At 73.0% G+C, this 14219-nt stretch carries 14 protein-coding genes; 7 read left to right on the top strand and 7 right to left on the bottom strand.

The window, feature by feature from the left end:
• Positions 1–140: 140 nt before the first annotated feature.
• Entirely contained in the window at positions 141–1946 is a 1806-nt protein-coding gene (gene sucB, locus JOD48_RS11775) for a 2-oxoglutarate dehydrogenase, E2 component, dihydrolipoamide succinyltransferase (protein ID WP_204809178.1), read from the bottom strand.
• 29 nt (positions 1947–1975) lie between these two features.
• Positions 1976–3376: a dihydrolipoyl dehydrogenase gene (lpdA, locus tag JOD48_RS11770; RefSeq protein ID WP_191789088.1), complete on the bottom strand. Its 1401-nt coding sequence runs from the start codon at positions 3374–3376 to the stop codon at positions 1976–1978.
• A 230-nt stretch (positions 3377–3606) separates the two neighbouring features.
• Here lpdA and JOD48_RS11765 point away from each other — a divergent pair, with 230 nt between their 5' ends.
• The gene (locus tag JOD48_RS11765; protein ID WP_191789089.1) at positions 3607–3951 is read left to right on the top strand and encodes an oxidoreductase; all 345 of its coding nucleotides are present in this window, start codon (positions 3607–3609) and stop codon (positions 3949–3951) included.
• 271 nt (positions 3952–4222) lie between these two features.
• Here JOD48_RS11765 and JOD48_RS11760 read toward each other — a convergent pair whose 3' ends face one another.
• On the bottom strand, positions 4223–5719 hold the full coding sequence (locus JOD48_RS11760; RefSeq protein WP_204809176.1) for a leucyl aminopeptidase: 1497 nt from the start codon (positions 5717–5719) through the stop codon (positions 4223–4225).
• A gap of 95 nt (positions 5720–5814) precedes the next feature.
• Between JOD48_RS11760 and JOD48_RS11755 the strand changes: the two genes are divergently transcribed.
• Genes JOD48_RS11755 through JOD48_RS11735 form a run of 5 tightly spaced genes read left to right on the top strand, consistent with a single transcriptional unit; the run spans position 5815 to position 8892 of the window.
• Positions 5815–6171 carry a hypothetical protein gene (locus JOD48_RS11755; RefSeq protein WP_030153088.1) on the top strand — a complete coding sequence of 119 codons (357 nt, stop codon included), beginning with the start codon at positions 5815–5817 and terminating at the stop codon, positions 6169–6171.
• A gap of 11 nt (positions 6172–6182) precedes the next feature.
• The gene (locus JOD48_RS11750; RefSeq protein WP_372440731.1) at positions 6183–6716 is read left to right on the top strand and encodes a hypothetical protein; all 534 of its coding nucleotides are present in this window, start codon (positions 6183–6185) and stop codon (positions 6714–6716) included.
• On the top strand, positions 6713–7798 hold the full coding sequence (locus JOD48_RS11745; protein ID WP_204809174.1) for a quinone-dependent dihydroorotate dehydrogenase: 1086 nt from the start codon (positions 6713–6715) through the stop codon (positions 7796–7798). Before JOD48_RS11750 ends, JOD48_RS11745 begins: the two co-directional genes overlap by 4 nt.
• Before the next feature lie 19 nt (positions 7799–7817).
• Positions 7818–8027: a hypothetical protein gene (locus JOD48_RS11740; protein WP_191789092.1), complete on the top strand. Its 210-nt coding sequence runs from the start codon at positions 7818–7820 to the stop codon at positions 8025–8027.
• A 52-nt stretch (positions 8028–8079) separates the two neighbouring features.
• Positions 8080–8892, top strand: coding sequence for a 2-phosphosulfolactate phosphatase (locus tag JOD48_RS11735; protein ID WP_307824118.1), 813 nt, complete (start codon positions 8080–8082; stop codon positions 8890–8892).
• Positions 8893–9060: 168 nt separating this feature from the next.
• Here the strand turns inward: JOD48_RS11735 and yczR are convergent, their stop codons facing one another.
• Positions 9061–10566 (bottom strand): MocR-like transcription factor YczR, encoded by a 1506-nt coding sequence (yczR, locus tag JOD48_RS11730; protein ID WP_204809172.1) that lies wholly within the window; start codon positions 10564–10566, stop codon positions 9061–9063.
• 61 nt (positions 10567–10627) lie between these two features.
• On the opposite strand from yczR, the gene yczE reads away from it, so the two are divergent.
• On the top strand, positions 10628–11293 hold the full coding sequence (gene yczE / locus JOD48_RS11725; RefSeq protein WP_204809170.1) for a membrane protein YczE: 666 nt from the start codon (positions 10628–10630) through the stop codon (positions 11291–11293).
• A 195-nt stretch (positions 11294–11488) separates the two neighbouring features.
• Here yczE and JOD48_RS11720 read toward each other — a convergent pair whose 3' ends face one another.
• From JOD48_RS11720 to JOD48_RS11710, 3 genes are all read right to left on the bottom strand, one after another.
• Complete coding sequence (locus JOD48_RS11720; RefSeq protein WP_204809168.1) at positions 11489–12346, bottom strand: siderophore-interacting protein; 858 nt, start codon at positions 12344–12346, stop codon at positions 11489–11491.
• Positions 12347–12508: 162 nt separating this feature from the next.
• Positions 12509–13513, bottom strand: a complete 1005-nt coding sequence (locus JOD48_RS11715; protein WP_191789096.1) for an aldo/keto reductase family protein — start codon at positions 13511–13513, stop codon at positions 12509–12511.
• A gap of 69 nt (positions 13514–13582) precedes the next feature.
• Positions 13583–14185 carry a DUF3043 domain-containing protein gene (locus JOD48_RS11710; protein ID WP_191789097.1) on the bottom strand — a complete coding sequence of 201 codons (603 nt, stop codon included), beginning with the start codon at positions 14183–14185 and terminating at the stop codon, positions 13583–13585.
• Between the last annotated feature and the right edge of the window lie 34 nt (positions 14186–14219).

The raw sequence follows: 14219 nt of genomic DNA, 5'->3' as shown, positions 1-14219 counted from the left end.
ACGGCCCCGACGGGCGACGCGCGCCGCCCGCGGCGAACCGTCCTCGCGGGTCGCGCCCGCGCGCCCGGGGGACGCCGCAGGCCCCCGCCCGGAAGGGGCGAGGGGCCTGCGGCGTGGTGGGGCTCAGCGAGCTCCGAGGGTCAGAGACCGACCTCGGACTCGAAGGCGCCCTCCTCGATGCGGTTCTTGATCGCACCCAGGAAGCGGGCTGCATCCGCGCCGTCGACCAGGCGGTGGTCGTAGGACAGGAAGATGTAGCTCATCGAACGGATCGCGATCGACTCGTTGCCGTCGGCGTCGGTCACGACGACCGGACGCTTGACGATCGTGCCCGTGCCCAGGATCGCGACCTGGCCACCGGGGACGATCGGCGTGTCGATCAGCGCGCCACCGGAACCGGTGTTCGTGATGGTGAACGTCGCGCCGCCCAGCTCGTCCGGCCCGATCTTGTTGACGCGGGTGCGGCCGGCGAGGTCGGCGATCTTGCGGGCGATCCCGGCGAGGTTGAGGTCACCGGCGTCCTTGATGACCGGCACGACCAGGCCGCGCTCCGTGTCGACCGCGATCCCGACGTTCTCCTGCGGGTGGTAGACGACCGAGTCGCCGTCGATGCTCGCGTTGATCTTCGGGTAGGCCTTGAGGGCCTCGACCGCGGCGAGCGTGAAGAACGGCAGGAACGTGAGGTTGGCACCCTCGCGAGCCTTGAAGTCGTTCTTGGCCTTGGCACGCAGCTTGGCGACCTTGGTCACGTCGACCTCGACCACCGTCGTGAGCTGGGCCTGCGTCTGCAGGGCCTCGACCATGCGCGTCGCGACGAGCTTGCGCAGGCGCGACATCTTCTCGGTGGTCCCGCGCAGCGGCGAGACGGCCGGGACGCTGGCGGCCTTGGGCGCGGAGCCCGACGGCGCAGCAGCGGCAGGCGCCGGAGCCGCCTGGGCAGCCTCCGCCTTGGCGGCCGCCTCGAGGACGTCCTCCTTGCGGATGCGGCCACCGACGCCCGTGCCCGTGAGGGACGCGACGTCGACACCCTTCTCCGCGGCGAGCTTGCGCACGAGCGGGGTCAGGTAGGAGCCGCCGGTCGCGCCCGAGGTGGCGCGCGACGCGGGGGCCGCAGGAGCGGCGGGCGCCTCGGCTGCCGGAGCGGGAGCGGGTGCTGCCGCCGGAGCCGGAGCCGGAGCCGGAGCCGGTGCGGCCGGAGCTGCCTCGGGGGCCGGGGCTGCCTCGGGAGCCGGAGCCGGAGCTGCCTCGGGAGCCGGAGCCGGAGCCGCCTCGGGGGCCGGTGCGGCGGCGGCCGGAGCCGGAGCTGCTGCACCCGAGCCGACGATCGCGAGGACGGTGCCGACCTCGACGGTCTCGTCCTCCTGGACGAGGATCTGCTGGACGGTGCCCGCCACGGGGGAGGGGACCTCCGTGTCGACCTTGTCGGTCGAGACCTCGAGCAGGGGCTCGTCGACCTCGACGGTCTCACCGACGGCCTTGAGCCAGCGGGTCACGGTGCCCTCGGTCACGGACTCGCCGAGCGCCGGGAGCTTGATCTCCTCGCCACCCGAGGCGGCGGGCGCCTCGGCAGCGGGAGCGGGCGCTGCGGCCGGAGCCTCAGCAGCCGGGGCCGGGGCCGGTGCCGGCTCCGCCGCGGGGGCGGGCTCGGCGGCCGGGGCGGGGGCCTCGGTGGCGGGAGCGGCCGGGGCCTCGGCCGGGGCTGCGCCCGCGCCGGAACCGATCACGGCGAGGTCGGTGCCGACCTCGACGGTCTCGTCCTCCTGGACGAGGATCTGCTCGAGCACGCCGGCGAACGGCGAGGGGATCTCGGTGTCGACCTTGTCGGTCGAGACCTCGAGCAAGGGCTCGTCGATCTCGACGCTCTCACCGACGGCCTTGAGCCAGCGGGTGACGGTTCCCTCGGTGACGGACTCGCCCAGTGCGGGCATCTGCACGTTGTCAGACATGACCTCTCGGGTCTCCTTCGATCGTTGGGTCAGTTGTGGGCGTGCAGCGGCTTGCCGGCGAGGGCCAGGTGGGCCTCTCCGAGAGCCTCGTTCTGCGTGGGGTGCGCGTGGACCAGGGCGGCGACGTCCTCGGGGTACGCCTCCCAGTTCACGATGAGCTGGCCCTCGCCGATGAGCTCGCCGACGCGGGCGCCGACCATGTGCACGCCGACGACGGGGCCGTCCTTCTGTCGGACGAGCTTGACGAAGCCCGTGGTCCCGAGGATCTTGCTCTTGCCGTTGCCGGCAAGGTTGTACTCGAGCGTCTCGACGCCGTCGGCGCCGTGGAGCTCCTTGGCCTTGGCCTCGGTCAGGCCGACCGAGGCGACCTCGGGCTCGCAGTACGTCACGCGGGGGATGCCCGACTCGACGATCGGCGTCGGGTTCAGGCCCGCGATCTGCTCGGCGACGAAGATGCCCTGGGCGAAGCCGCGGTGCGCGAGCTGGAGTCCGGGGACGATGTCACCGGCAGCGTAGATGTTGCCGACGCCCGTGTGCAGGCGCTCGTCGACGATCACGAAGCCACGGTCCATGGTGATGCCCTGGGCCTCGAAGCCCAGGTCGGCGGTGCGGGGGCCGCGGCCGACGGCGACCAGCAGGAGGTCGGCGTCGAACGTCTTGCCGGACTCGAGGGTCACGTGCACGCCCGAGTCGTCCTGCGTGACGCCCGAGAAGCGGTCGCCCAGCGTGAAGCCGATGCCGCGCTTGCGGAACGCGCGCTCGAGAGCCTTGGACAGCGACTCGTCCTCGTTGGGCACGAGGTGCGGGAGCGCCTCGATGATCTGTACGTCGGCTCCGAACGACTTCCAGACGCTCGCGAACTCGACACCGATCACGCCGCCGCCCAGGACGATCGCGCTCTGGGGCACGTAGTCCAGCGTCAGTGCCTGGTCGGACGTGATGACGCGGCCGCCGATCTCCAGACCGGGGAGCGAGCGGGCGTAGGAGCCCGTGGCGAGCACGACGTTCTTGCCCGTGTAGCGCTGGCCCGCGACCTCGACCGTGTCCGCGGCGACGAGCGTGCCGTGGCCCTCGATCACCGTGATCTTGCGGGACTTGATGAGGCCCTGCAGGCCCTTGTACAGCCCGGCGATGACGCCGTCCTTGTACGCGTTCACGCCGTTCATGTCGATGCCCTGCAGCTGGCTCAGGACGCCGTACGCGCTGCCCTCACGGGCGTTGTCTGCGAGCTCGGCGGCGTGCAGCAGAGCCTTCGTGGGGATGCAGCCGTTGTGCAGGCAGGTCCCGCCCAGCTTGTGCGCTTCGACGAGGGCGACGTTCAGGCCGAGCTCGGCGGCACGCAGCGCGGTGGCATAGCCGCCGCTGCCTCCGCCCAGGACGAGGACGTCGAAAGGTGTGCCGGTCTCGGCCACGTGCAGCTCCTTAGGCATACGAAAAGAGGGAGAGCAAAGTTCTCGTGACATCTTGGCACTTCGGTCAGCCGTACCCCAATCGGAACGCACACTCTTGCGTGTGATGCTCAAGACAGCCACGCCGGGCACGTCGTGGTGCCCGTCGTCCGTGCGTCGCCCGACCGGTGGGCGATCCTGTCGCGCCAGCCCACAGGGGAGGCCGAGCCCGATCCCAGGAACGCTCCAGGCCGACCAAGTACCCTTCCTCCATGTCCAGGCTGTCGCAGCTCTTCTCCCGCAAGCCCGCGAACGGAGCGGGTGCGCCCGCCGGTGCCCCGTCGAGCGCGGACCAGCGTCGCGCGACCGTCGAGCACCTCGCCGAGTTCGCGCGCACCCGCGTGGGTGTCGAGGCGTACATCGAGCCGCCGACGAACGACACCCCCACCACGCTCATGCTCATCGCGACCACGGGGGAGTGGACGAGGCGCCGGGTCCCCGACGCCAAGGCGGCGCGCAAGCTCGCCGAACAGCTCGAGCTCCCCGTCTACGACGTGAACTTCACGGGCTACCCCCAGCGCATGCGCGACTGGAACTCCAGGCAGCGCAGGCGCTGACCCCGCCTCGGATGCGTGCTGCGCCGGGTGGCGGCCGATGCTCCCGGCGGACGAGATGCGGCCGACGGGGGTCGAAGTCCCTCCTTGACCCCAGACGGCCGCATCTCGACTCCTCGACCGGTCGCAGAAGCCCCGACCGAGGACACCGGCACCTGGTCCGGATCCGATGCAGACCGGAACGACGGACGGGCACGACCTCGAAGGTCGCGCCCGTCCTGTCGTGCTCGCTCCCGCCGCTGCGACGGCCCGTGGCGGGCGCAGCGGCCGACGACTACTTCTTCGTGGCGCGCGCCTCGAGCAGCTCGACGAGCGTGCGGACCGCGACGCCCGTGCCACCGACGGGCGTGTAGCCGAACGCCGAGCCCTCGTTGAACGAGGGGCCCGCGATGTCGAGGTGTGCCCACGGCGTGGTGCCGACGAACTCCTGCAGGAACAGACCTGCGACGAGCATCCCGCCGAAACGGTCGCCGATGTTCGCGATGTCCGCGACCTTCGACTTCATCGACGCGGCGAGCTCCTCGGGCAGGGGCATGGGCCAGAACTGCTCGCCCGCCGCCTCGGCCGCCGCGACGACCTCGCCCCGGACGTCGTCGGACCCCATGACGGCCGACACGCGCGTGCCGAGCGCGACCATCTGCGCGCCCGTGAGCGTCGCGACGTCGAGCACGACGTCAGGCTTCTCCTCGATCGCCGCGACCAGGCCGTCGGCCATGACGAGGCGACCCTCCGCGTCGGTGTTGAGGACCTCGACGGTCTTGCCGCCACGGATCGTGATGACGTCCGAAGGGCGCTGCGCCGTGCCCGACGGCATGTTCTCGGCGAGGCAGAGCCAGCCGGTCACCGCGACGGGCAGGCCGAGCCTCGAGGCCGCGAGCACCGTGTGCAGGACGGCGGCGGCGCCGGCCATGTCGGACTTCATGGCCTCCATGCCCTTGGCGGGCTTGATCGAGATGCCGCCCGAGTCGAACGTGATGCCCTTGCCGACCAGCGCGACCTTGGCGTGCGGGCGCGAGGGCGAGTAGGACACCTTGACGAGCCGCGGGCCGCGCGAGGAACCCTGGCCGACCGCGAGGATGCCGCCGTAGCCGCCGGCTGCGAGAGCCTTCTCGTCGAGGACCGTGACCTTGACGCCCGTGCCCTTCGCGGCGGCCTTGGCGATGTCGGCGAAGGCCGCGGGGAACAGGTCGTTCGGGGCGGTGTTGACCAGGTCGCGCGTCGCGTGGACCGCGGCGGAGATCGTCGCGGCACGCTCGACCGCGGCCTTCGCCTTGGCCCCGCGGGCGAGCGAGGTGAGGACCTCGATGGTCGAGACGGCACCGCCAGGCTTGGTCGCGCCCGCCCCGTCCCGGTAGCGCGTGAACGAGTACGCGCCGAGCAGCGCGCCCTCGGCGATCGCGGCGACCTCGGCCTCGTCCTTGGCGGGCAGGGCCACCGCGACGGACACGGCACCCTTGAGCTCGCGCACCGCGGCACCGGCCGCACGCCGCAGCGTCTCGGCCGCGAACGTGCCCGACTCGTCACGAGCGCCGAGTCCCGTCAGGACCAGGACGCCGGCCTTGAGGTGCGAGCCTGCGGGCACCGTGCGCACCTCGTCGCGCGCACCGGTGATGCCCAGCGCGGGCGCGAGGGACTCGAGCTCGGCGACCACCTCGCGGGGGAGGTCGTCCCCCACGACGGCCACGCCGTCCGATGTCGTCTGGGTCCCGACGACGAGCGCGTCCACCTTCACGCCGGTCGGGTTCTTGCTGGAGAGAGTGAGTTCAGCCACGGCTCGATGCTAGCCGCTGCGCGGAGCGGGGCCACCGGTACGGCGAGCCGCAGACGATTCCTGCCCGCGGCCCGGACGCCGGTAGGCTCGGCCCCGTGGTCCTCCCCCTCGTCCTCCTCGTGGTCGCGCTGTGCGCGGCCCTCACCGGTTGGGCCGGGTGGTTCGTCGCCCGCGACCGTGCCGTCGTCCTCAAGCAGCTCTGGGGCGGTGCCGTCATCGAGGGCGCGATCGTCCTGCAGATGATCGTCGCGGGCGTCCTCGCCGCGACGGGGAGCTCGGCGAGCGACCCCGTGAAGCTCTGGGGCTACCTGATCACCGCCCTGTTCATCCTGCCCGTCGCCGCCGTGTGGGCGTTCGCCGAACGCTCCCGCTGGAGCTCGGTCGTGCTCGCGGTCGCCGCGATCACCGTCGCGTTCCTCGAGTGGCGGCTGTGGCAGATCTGGACCGCCTGAGGAGAGATGGCGTGACCCACCCCGAGAACCCCGAGACCGCGCCCGACCCCGCGACCCGCGTGCCGCCGTCGGGCACTCCAGACGGCGCCGGCGCCCACGATCCGCGGGGCGCCCACGACGCACCCCGCAGGACGGGCAGCGGCTTCGGGCGCGTGCTGGTCCTCGTCTACGGGATCTTCGCGATCTCCGCGACCGCGCGCGCCTCGATCCAGCTCCTGCGCGACTGGCACGAGGCCCCCGTCGCGTACGGGCTGTCGGCGCTCGCCGCCGTGGTCTACATCGTCGCGACGATCGCGCTCGCCCGCGGGTCGGCGACGTCACGGACCGTCGCCTGGACCGCCGTGACGGTCGAGCTCGTGGGCGTGCTCGCCGTCGGCGCCTGGTCGCTGCTCGACCCGGCGGCGTTCCCGAAGCCCACGGTGTGGTCCGACTTCGGGATCGGCTACGGGTTCGTGCCGCTGGTCCTGCCGGTCGTGGGCCTCACCTGGCTGTGGCGCACGCGCCCGCCCCGGACCTCCACCACCGAACCGAAGGAAACCGCATGAGCCGGCTGTACTCCCTCCTCTTCAACGGCGTCTTCCGGCACATGGACCCCGAGAAGGCGCACGAGGTGGTGTTCCCGCTCATCTCCCTCGCCGGTCGCACACCCGTCGTGGGCGGCGTCGTCCAGGGCGCGGCAGCCCCGTACCTGGGCCGTGGCGCGAACGGCCCCGGCAGCGTGCAGGCGCTCGGGCGCACCTTCCCCGCGCCGTTCGGCCTCGCGGGCGGGTTCGACAAGAACGCCAAGGCGATCCGCGGGCTCACGATGCTGGGCTTCGCGTTCATCGAGATCGGCACCGTGACCGCGCACGCCCAGCCCGGCAACGAGAAGCCGCGCATGTGGCGCGAGCTGTCGCTGCGCGGCATCCGCAACCGCATGGGCTTCAACAACGAGGGCGCGGCGGCCGCGGCCCAGCGCCTCGAGGCCCTGCGCAGGTCTGCATCAGGTCGCGCGATCATGATCGGCGCGAACATCGGCAAGACCAAGGTCACTCCGGCGCAGGACGCCGCGGGCGACTACGCGACGAGCGCCGCGCTCCTCGCCCCCCACGCCGACTACCTCGTCGTCAACGTGTCCTCGCCCAACACCCCGGGCCTGCGCGACCTGCAGTCGACCGAGGCCCTGCGCCCCATCCTCCAGGCGGTCCGTGAGGCCGCCGACGACGCCACGCGCGCGGCCGGCGTCCGGCGCGTCCCGCTGCTCGTCAAGATCGCGCCGGACCTCGCGGACGAGGACGTCGACGCCGTCGCGGACCTCGCGCTCGAGCTCGGCCTCGACGGCGTCATCGCGGTCAACACGACGATCGGGCACGACCTGGGCCCGGGCGGGCTCTCGGGTCCGCCGCTGCTCGCACGGGGGCTCGACGTCGTCGCCCGCCTCCGCGGCCGCCTCGGCCCCGACGTCGCGATCATCGGCGTGGGTGGCATCTCGACCGCCGACGACGCGCGCGCCTACCTGGCGGCCGGCGCCGACCTCGTGCAGGGTTACACCGGCATGATCTACAACGGTCCGTTCTGGGCCGCGAGCATCAACCGGTCCCTGGTGCGCGACACGGCCCGGGGGACCCGAGGCGGAGGCGCACGATGATCCGAGGCGGAGGCGCACGATGATCCGACCCCAGTGGGTGTGGGAGCTCGACGACGTGGACGGGCGCCCGCTCACGACGCCCGTGAGCCCGGCGTTCACCAACCAGTTCGACGCCGAGCAGTGGCTCGGCGAGACGTGGCGCGAGCTCGCCGCGCAGGGAGCGGTCGCGGCACGGCTGCTCAACGACGGCGCGCAGGCCACGGCCACCGTGGAGCTGCGCACGGCGTAGGGCTGGGCCGTGCTGCGGGGAAGCCGCCTGCGGCCGCCTAGACTCGCGGACCGTGGACGACGTCGTGTTCGGTCAGGGGAGCTCGCGCATCCGCTTCGACTGGGGGCTCACGGGGGCACGCGCCCTGCGCGGGGCTGTTCCGCCTGGGGACGCGGGGTTCCTGGCCGTCGTGGTCGACGTGCTGTCGTTCACGACCTCCGTCAGCGTCGCCGTCGACCGAGGTGTCGAGGTCTTTCCCTTCCCGTGGCGTGACGAACGTGCGGCAGACCACGCCGCGCGGCACCAGGCGACGCTCGCGCGCGCCCGGTCCGAGCGCGACGTGAGCCTGTCCCCGGCGTCCCTGCGTGATGCCCCCGGTCTCGCTCGGGTGGTGCTTCCCTCGCCCAACGGGTCGACGATCTCGCTCTCGCTCGCCGAGGCCGGTGGGGCCGTGGTCGCGGCCTGCCTCCGCAACGCCGCGGCCGTCGGCGCGTACGTCAGGAGGTACCTCGACGAGGATCCGGGACGCGCCGTCGCGGTCGTGGCAGGTGGCGAACGGTGGCCGGATGGATCGCTGCGCCCGGCGGTCGAGGACCTCTGGGGAGCAGGCGCGGTCATCGCCGCGATCGTGGGCCACGACGACGTCCTGTCGCCTGAGGCGGAGGTTGCGGCGACGGCGTTCCGGTCGGCGTGCGTCGGGCCTGACGGCCGTGACGGACCCGCTGCGCTGCGTTACCGGCTCCGGCGCTGCGTGAGCGGGCGCGAGCTCGCCGACCAGGGGTTCGGGGCGGACGTCGAGATCGCGGCGGAGCTCGACGGCTCGGACGTGGTGCCTCTGCTCGTGGACGGTCGTTTCGTGGGGCACCGGGCAGGCGAGCCGCGCTGACAGCAGGCTTCCGGCCAGCCCTCCGCGTCCCGGGCGGGCGCGCCACCGAGCATGCGGTTGCCGCTGGTCGAGCATGCGGTTGTCGTCGCGCAGGAGGCGATTCGCGACGTCAACCGCATGCTCGGCACCGAGGAGCGACCGTGGAGCGACCGAGCGACCGAGGGGCCGCTAGCCCGTCACGTGCTCCCAGGCCGCCACCAGCCGCGGGACGGCCCGGCGGATCGCCTCGGCGTCGGGCGCGAAGGTGAGCCGGACGCGGGAGGTCGCGGCGCCGTCGGGAGTGAGGGACGGGCCCGGGTTGACGACGAGGCCCCGCACCGCCGCGGCCGCGGCGAGGGCGTGCGCGAGCGGGCGCCCCAGGTCGACCCACAGCGAGAGCCCGCCGGCGGGCGCGGTCACGTGCCACGACGGGATCGCGGCGGTGACCGCCGAGCGCAGGAGGTCGCGCTGCGAGCGCAGCAGGGGGAGCCTCTCGGCGAGGACCTCGTCGCGTCGGGCGAGCAGCTCGACGACCGCGAGCTGCTCGAGGACCGACGTCGCGATGTCGCTCGCGCCACGGACGCGCGCGAGGTGCGCGACGACGTCGGGGTGCGCGCGGACCCAGCCCACGCGCAGGCCGCCCCAGAACGTCTTGGACGCCGACCCCACGGTGAGCAGGTGGCTCGTCGCGGACCCGTCGCCCGCGAGCGGCTCGGGCGCGGGGCCGTCGAGCGCGATGTCGGTGAGCGTCTCGTCGCCGATCACCGTGACCCGGTGCCGCAGCGCGATCCGTCGGACCTCGGCACGCTCGTCGGACGTGAGGCTGTAGCCCGTCGGGTTGTGGAAGTCGGGGACGAGGTACGCCAGGCGCGGGGTCGCCGCGCGGATCGTCGACTCGAACAGCGCGACGTCGAACCCGGGACCGTCGCCCGGCAGGCCCGCGCCCACGGGGAACCCGACGACGCGCGCCCCGCGCCCGACCATCGCCTCGATGCCGTGCGCGTACGTGGGGGACTGGACCACGACCCGGTCCCGCGGCCCCAGCAGCGACTGCGCGACCGTCGCGATCGCGTGCTGCGCGCCCGTGGTCACGAGGACCTGGTCCGGGGTCGTGGGCGTCCCGCGCTCGGTGAGCCGCTGTGCGACGGCCTCGCGCAGGGGCTGGAGGCCGAGCGGCTCGTACCCGCGCCCTGACAGGTAGCCGGGGAGCGCTTCGAGCGCGCGACCGTAGGCCGCGTGGAGCTGGGGCGGGGCGGCGGGGGCCGCCTGCCCCAGGTCGACGAGGTCCTCGGGCGGCTCGACGCCCACCGGTACGGGCGCGTCGCCGCCGCACCACTGCGGCTGGGCGCGGCGTGCGGGCCGGGGCAGGACCGCGACCGTCCCGACGCCCGTGCGGCTCGTGACGAACCCGCGCTCGCGCAGGGCCGCGTACGCGGCGGCCGTGGTCGTCCGGGAGACGCCGAGCGCTACCGCGAGGTCGCGCTCGCTCGGCAGCCGCGTGTTCGGGGCGACCGTGCCGGACAGGACCGCGCCGCGGACGGCGTCGGCGAGCGCGGCGTACGCGGGCCCGCCGGACTGCCAGCCGGTCACGAGCGCCGCGAGCGCGGGAGCGGACAGGCGGCGGTGCACGGGCGGATGTGGCGGGGCGATGACGCCGGGGGACGTGGCGAGCGAGGTGGCGAGCGAGGTGGCCATGAGGCCACTCTTCCCGAATTGGCTATGGATCACCAGTCCACTGCGGGTGCACAGTAGGGGAGTGTCGACGAACTTCAGCCCCCTGCGCCGGACCGTCCAGCTCACTCTCGGACTGTTCGGCTTCTCCCTGACCATGGCCATGCTCATCCACTCGGGCATGGGTGCCATGCCGTGGGACGTCTTCCACCAGGGTGTGGCCCTGCGCTCCGGGCTCCCGCTCGGCGTCGTGGTCGTCGCGTCGAGCGTCGTGGTCATGCTGCTGTGGATCCCGCTGCGCCAGCGCCCGGGCATCGGCACGATCGCCAACATCGTCGTGATCGGGGCGACCCTCGACCCGTTCCTCCTGCTGCTTCAGCGCATCGACCCCGACCCCTCCACGGCCGGACGCGTGGCGCTCGCGGTCGCGGGCGTGGCCCTCAACGGCGTCGCGACCGCCGCGTACCTCGGGGCGCGCCTGGGCCCGGGCCCCCGCGACGGGCTCATGACCGGTCTCGTCGCCCGCACGGGCTGGCCCGTGCGCCGCGTCAAGACCGCGATCGAGGTCCTCGTGGTCGCGATCGGCTTCGCGCTCGGCGGCACGCTGGGTTGGGCGACGGTCCTGTACGCGCTGGGCGTGGGCCCCGTCGTGCAGGTCGCGGCGCGGTGGCTCGCGCCGCACCTGCGCCCGGCGGTCGTCCCGTTCTCGCCGTCGCTGCCCGACGGTGAGCCCCAGCCGAAGGCGGCGTAGGGCCGGGGCTCGTCCCTCGTCGAGCGTGCACCTCGGGTCGTCCGTGGGCCCTGCGAACAGCCCGGAGTGCACGTTCGACGAACTCGCCCCAGGCCCGACGGCGCAGCGCACCCGGGGTGCACGGGTGGGCTCCGCCGTCGGGCGGGTCAGTCGGTCCGGCTCCCGTGCGGGCGACGGACGGGAGCCCCCACGGGGCTAGTGCTGGTGGGCCGCCTCGAGACGATCCTCGTGGTCGTGGTCGTGGTCGTGGTCGTGCGCGTCCTCGGCGTCACGGTCCGCGCGGACGTTGACCTTCCCTGCGGTCCAGTACCCGACGACCTGGTGCCGGTCGCGCGGCATGCCCCACGCGGATCGGAGCGTGCGGCGGATGTCGCGGCTCGCGGCGCTCTCGCAGGCGACCCACGCGTAGCCGGGGGTCTCCAGGACGGGCAGGGCGCGCACGGCCTCGACGAGCGCCGCACCCGGGCGCGCGCCCTGGGGGGTCACGAGCCACGTGTACGTCACGTCGCCACAGGTCTCGAGCTCCTGGCGGTCCTCGAGCGTGGGGACCTCGACGACCGCGTGCGCGACGGCCCCGGCCGGGAGCTCCTCGACGATGCGCCCGAGCCCGGGCAGACCGGTCGGGTCGGCGACGAGCAGGCGCCACTCGGCATCGGCGGGGGCGTCGTAGTAGCTGCGCGAATCGCCGCCCGCGAACACGCCGAGGACGTGGCCCGGCTCGGCGCGCTCGGCCCAGTCCGACGCGAGGCCGCCCGGGTGCACGGCGAGGTCGATCACGATCGTGCGGCCCTCGTCGTGGACCCGGCGGGCCGTGTAGTGGCGCCACGGCGGCTCGGTGCCCTCGACGGGCACGACCCCGTAGTCGTCCTGGTTGAAGAAGTCGATCTCCGCGACCGTCTGACCGGGGGACGGGAAGGCGAGGTCGATGCGCTCGTCGCCCTGACCGTCGGTCGTCCACCTCCAGTCACCGACGACCTCGAGGTGGACACGGACCATGTGCGGCGTGATGCGCGTCGCCGTGACGACGCGGGCCGGGAAGCAGGGGGAAGCCATCCGGCCACGGTAGGCCGGGGCAGGGGGTCCTGTGGGGCCAGGGTGTACCGCGAACCGGCCAACGCAGGACGTCGACGACCCCGGGCGCTCGGTGAGCACCCGGGGTCGTCGACGTCGGTCAGCAGAACCTCAGCCTGTCGGTGAGGCGCCGACGACACAAGCTCAGCGGGGCCCGGGGGCTCCCGCCGCGGTCTTGCCGGCGTCGCGCTCGACGACGTCGCCGAGGATCTCGTCGATCTTCGCCATAAGCTCGGCGGGGATGACCACGCCGGACGCCTTGACGTTCTCGGCGACCTGCTCGGGGCGCGAGGCGCCGATGAGGGCGGCCGCGACGTTGTCGTTCTGCAGGACCCACGCGACCGCGAGCTGCGCCTGCGTCAGGCCCAGCTCGTCGGCGACGGCTCCCAGCTGCTGGACGCGCGTGAGCACGTCCTCGGTCATGAACTGCTGGATGAAGCGCGAGCCGTTGGCGTCGGTGGCGCGCGAGCCGGCGGGGGCGGGCTGGCCGGGCAGGTACTTGCCGGACAGGACGCCCTGGGCGACGGGGGACCAGACGATCTGGGACAGGCCCAGCTCGCGCGAGGTCGGGACGACCTCGTCCTCGATGACGCGCCACAGCATCGAGTACTGGGGCTGGGAGGAGATGAGCTGGAAGCCGAGCTCCTTCGAGAGGGCGTGACCCGCGCGGATCTGGTCCGCGGTCCACTCGCTCACGCCGATGTAGAGGGCCTTGCCCTGGCGGACGATGTCGGCGAACGCCTGCATCGTCTCCTCGAGCGGGGTCGACTGGTCGAACCGGTGCGCCTGGTAGAGGTCGACGTAGTCGGTGCCGAGGCGCTTCAGCGAGCCGTTGATCGACTCCATGACGTGCTTGCGCGACAGGCCCGAGTCGTTGGCCCCGCCGGGGCCTGTGGGCCAGTAGACCTTGGTGAAGATCTCGAGCGACTCGCGGCGCTGCCCCTTGAGGGCGTCGCCGAGGACCTGCTCGGCCTTGGTGTTCGCGTAGACGTCCGCGGTGTCGAACGTGGTGATGCCGGCGTCGAGCGCGGCGTGGACGCACTGGGTGGCGACGTCGTTCTCCACCTGCGAGCCGTGGGTGAGCCAGTTGCCGTAGGTGATCTCGGAGATCTTGAGGCCGGAGTTGCCGAGGAAGCGGTAGTTGGGCATGGGGACAACACTAAGTTGCCCGGGGCACCTCGGGGAACTGGGGCCGTCCGGCGGACCGGACGCGAGCGGCTACGCGGGGAAGCTGCCGTGCTTCTTGTGCATGGGCTTGGGCAGGCGTGCGCGGCGCAGCTGGAAGGCGCGCATCACGGCGTACATCGCGTTGCCCTTGGGGGAGTCCGGCCCGAACTTCGCGACCAGGCGCTTCTTGAGGGAGCGCCACATGATGAACGCGTCGATGATCGTGATGAGCACGATCCCGTAGAGCACGAAGATGATGATCGTCGCCATGTTCAGGTTCTGGGAGAACACGAACGTCAGGACGATGAAGACCAGGGCGACGGGCAGGAAGAACTCGCCGAGGTTCCAGCGGGCGTCCACGTAGTCGCGCACGTAGCGCTTGACCGGGCCCTTGTCGCGGGCGGGCATGTAGCGCTCGTCGCCCGTCTGCATGGCCTGGAACTGACGGTCGCGGGCCTCACGCTGCTGCTGGCGCGCTGTCTTGGCCGCGGACTTGCGGTCCGAGGGCACGAGCGGGCGCTTGTTGGCGGCCTCGGCGACCTTGCGCTTGGGCGTCGGCCTGCCCTTGCCGGCCTTCTCGATCTCGGCTGCGGCGGCAACCGGGTCGGGGGCGTCGTTCGACGAGGGCGCGGAGGACTTGTTGCGTGAGAACACAGGTCCAGCGTAGTCGAGGACGGGGGCTGCCTCG

The sequence above is a fragment of the Oerskovia paurometabola genome (assembly GCF_016907365.1).
Classification (GTDB): Bacteria; Actinomycetota; Actinomycetes; order Actinomycetales; family Cellulomonadaceae; genus Oerskovia; species Oerskovia paurometabola.
This window is presented reverse-complemented; position numbering and strand designations above follow the sequence as displayed.